Source organism: Pseudokineococcus marinus, from assembly GCF_013004605.1.
Lineage (GTDB): Bacteria > Actinomycetota > Actinomycetes > Actinomycetales > Quadrisphaeraceae > Pseudokineococcus > Pseudokineococcus marinus.
In genome coordinates, this window is record NZ_JABEMA010000319.1 from 1 (window position 1) to 3,359 (window position 3,359).

Consider the following 3,359-nt stretch of genomic DNA (forward strand, 5'->3'; position numbering starts at 1 on the left):
CGCCGCGCCGCCGTCCGCTGCGCCGCGGTGCGGCCCACCTGGTCACCCGCACCCCGCCGCATCGCGAGGACGCGCCGGACCGGCACCACCCGCCCACCCCGCGCCAGGGAGGTCGACCAGCGCCGGGCGAGGTCGGCGACGAGGTCGTCGCCGCGGGCGCGGACGGCGGCGCGGTGGGCGAGCGGGTCGGTGACGCGCGGCGCGAGCGGTCCGAGCACGGCCAAGACGAGCACGTAGGCGGCGACGGTCGGCGCGAAGAGCGGGTCGACGGCGCTGCCGACGAGCCCCGCGATGACGATGGAGAACTCCCCGCGCGGGACGAGCGCCGCGCCGGCGCGGATCCGACCACCGGGCCCGATGCCGGCGCGGCGGGCCGCGAGCCACCCCGTGGCCATCTTCGTGGCGACCCCCGCGACGACGAGCACCGCGACGGGCGCGAGCGCCTGGGGCAGCACTCGCGGGTCGGTGGTCAGCCCGAAGAAGACGAAGAAGACGGCGGCGAAGAGGTCGCGCAGCGGCTCGAGCAGCGGGCGCGCGGACGTCGCCACCTCCCCCGAGATCGCGATGCCGAGGAGGAAGGCGCCGACGGCGGCCGAGACGTGCACGCCCTCGGCCGCCCCCGCGACGAGCAGCGCGAGCCCGAGGACGAGCAGCAGGAGCGTCTCGCTGCTGTCGGAGGCGAGGAGGCGGCTCAGCAGGTGGCCGTGCCGGCGGGCGACCACGAGCACGGCGACGAGCACCGACGCCGCCACCGCGACCGACACGAGCATCGGCCCGGCGCCGGACGCCGCGAGCAGCGCGGTGAGCAGCGGCAGGTAGACGGCCATCGCGAGGTCCTCGAGGACGAGGACGCCGAGCACGACCGGCGTCTCGCGGTTGCCGAGGCGGCCGAGGTCGGTGAGGACCTTGGCGACGATCCCCGACGAGCTGACCGCGGTGACCCCCGCCATCGCGAGCGCGCCGAGCGGTCCCCAGCCGAGCACGAGCGCGACGACGGCCCCCGGTGCGCCGTTGAGGAGGACGTCGACGACGCCGACGGGCGCCTGCCGGCGCAGCTGGCCGAAGAGCTCGTCGGCCGAGTACTCGAGGCCGAGCATGAGGAGCAGCAGCACGACGCCGATCTCCGAGCCGACCTCGAAGAAGCCGTCGGGGGCGGCGAGCGGCAGCAGCCCGCCCGTGCCGAACGCCAGCCCGGCGAGCAGGTACAGCGGCACGGGCGAGAGCCCGGCGCGGCTCGCGAGGCGCCCGACGAGCCCGAGGCCGAACAGGACGGCGCCCAGCTCGAGCAGGAGCTGGGCGGTGCCCACGCGACCCTCAGCCCCCGAGGCGGCGCCGCACCGCCGCCACGCCGTCGTCGGTGCCCACGACGACGACCTTGTCACCCGCGGCGAAGCGGAAGTCGGGCGTCGGGGACGGCGTCACCTCGCCGTCGCGCACGACGGCGACGACGGACGCGCCCGTACGGGTGCGGATCTCGGTGTCGCCGAGCGTGCCGGTCGCGAAGGGCGAGCCCTCGGGCAGGACGACGCCCGCCGTCGTCAGCCCCTGCACCTGCTCGCGCAGCCGCGCGAGGCGCTCGACGACGCGGGGCGCGCCGAGCAGGTCGGCGAGCGCCGCCCCCTCCTCGGACGTGAGGCGGACGGAGGTGCGCACGAGGTCGGGGTCGTCGTCGTCGAAGACCACGAGTTCCCGGTCCCCGTTGACCTGCGAGACCACCCCGACCCGCCGGCCCGCGCGGGTGCTGAGGTCGTGCCGCAGCCCCACCCCGGGCAGCCGGGTCTCCTCGACCTCCACGCCGACCTCCTCGTCGTCGCGCCCGCGCGGCCGCGACCCGACCAGGCTAGGACGTCGACGCGGCGGGACAGGCGGAGCGAGGAGTGACGCCCCCTCACCGAGGGGGCCGCGCTCAGCCGACGACGGCGGTCCGCTGGCCGCGACGGCCGGGCAGGCACGCGACGAGCGCCAGGGCGATCGCGACGCCGTCCTCGACGAGCGCGGCCTGCCAGTCCTCCGAGAAGGGGGAGCCCTTGCGACCGGCCCACATCCGCCACGCGAGACCCGCGTGGGAGCCGGCGAGGGCACCGAGGGCGCCGGCCGCCGCAGGCGCCGTCGGGGTGCTGCCGTCACGGGCGGCCAGCGCCGCGCCCGCGAGCCCGCCGGCCGCGACGCGACCGCCGAGGGGCCCCGGCTCCGTGCGCGACGGCGTCGAGGGCTGCTTGTCCATGACGACCTCGGTCACCAGGGCGCCGAGCGCCCCGAGCCGCGCGAGGACCCCGGGTCCCTCGGGCCGGGCGTCGGTGAGGACGGGGCCGGCGACGCCGAGCGACGTCCGCCCGCCCGTGGCGAGGCCGAGGAGGAAGGAGCGGAAGGTCAGGCCCGTGGACGCCGGGGAGCGCACCGCGTCGCCGGGCTGGGGCGAGAGCGCCTGCACCGTCGCGTGCGTCGCGAGGCCGTAGGCGAGGTGCGGGACGGCGTCGGCCACCCAGTCGGAGGCCTCCCAGTCGCGCGGGTCGCTGACGCCGAGCGCCGCCATGGCGCCGTCGGTGGTCGCCATCGCGAGGGCGCCGGTCGCCGCGCCGCCGAGCACGCCCGGTACGGCGTAGCCCTTCTTGTGCGCGTAGCTCGTGACGACGCCGACGAGGAGCCCCGTGGCCGTGCCGGAGAGGGCGCCGAGCGCCGTCCGACGGTTCTCCCGCTCGTCGCCCGAGCCGCTCACCTCGGTGCCGAGGCGGTCGGCGAGCGCGTCGACGGTGCGCTCGGGGGTGTCGCTGGCGGAGCGCCCCCGCAGCGCCATGTCGGCGTAGGTGACGGCGTTGAGGACGGTCGTGCCGACGGCACCGGCGGTCAGGCCCCGGGTGAGTGCGCTCATGGGCTCACGCTGTCCTTCCCCCGGAGGTGCGGCAACCCGGCTGCGGCGCCGACGCCGGGGGCTCGCGCGGATCGGCGACGGGACGAGCGCGAGCCCGCCCGCCTGCGGGGACGCTCGGTGACGCCGACGCCCCGATCGCGTGACGTCTCCCCCGGCGAGGAGGACGAACGGGGCAGACCGGGCCGAGGCGGGCGCCGACGCGCCTTCGCAGCCGAGCAGTTCACCCGAAAGGGTGGCGGGGGCGGGGCGGACGGGAGTAGACCCCCGCCAGCGGGGGCGACGGGGCCCCCGCCGCACCCCGCACCGACCGCCGGGGCGGGGCACCTGGGGGATCTGCCATGGACCGACCGGAGTCGCCGGGGCGCGTCGCCACGACGACCAGCACCACCCGCAGCACGCACCCCGCGCGCTCGTCCTCGACGAGGCGCCGCACCCCTGCGAGCGGCCCCCGGGCCGCCGCGGCCACCGCCGTCGCCCTCGGCCTCGCGCT

General features: G+C 78.1%; 3 protein-coding genes. All 3 read right to left on the bottom strand.

Features of this window, described 5'->3' with window-relative positions; translation table 11 throughout:
* The coding region (locus HLB09_RS14715; RefSeq protein WP_171204082.1) for a cation:proton antiporter at positions 1 to 1,307 on the bottom strand (1,307 nt) is incomplete at its 3' end.
* Between the two features lie 7 nt (positions 1,308 to 1,314).
* A complete protein-coding gene (locus tag HLB09_RS14720) occupies positions 1,315 to 1,794 on the bottom strand; it encodes a cation:proton antiporter regulatory subunit (RefSeq protein ID WP_171204083.1) in 480 nt (159 codons plus the stop codon).
* Between the two features lie 112 nt (positions 1,795 to 1,906).
* Positions 1,907 to 2,869, bottom strand: a complete 963-nt coding sequence (locus HLB09_RS14725; protein ID WP_171204084.1) for a hypothetical protein — start codon at positions 2,867 to 2,869, stop codon at positions 1,907 to 1,909.
* Positions 2,870 to 3,359 lie beyond the last annotated feature (490 nt).

Bases quoted from the DNA above. Each gene is read 5' to 3' on its own strand.
- HLB09_RS14725 (WP_171204084.1), bottom strand. From the start codon at position 2,869: ATGAGCGCACTCACCCGGGGCCTGACCGCCGGTGCCGTCGGCACGACC.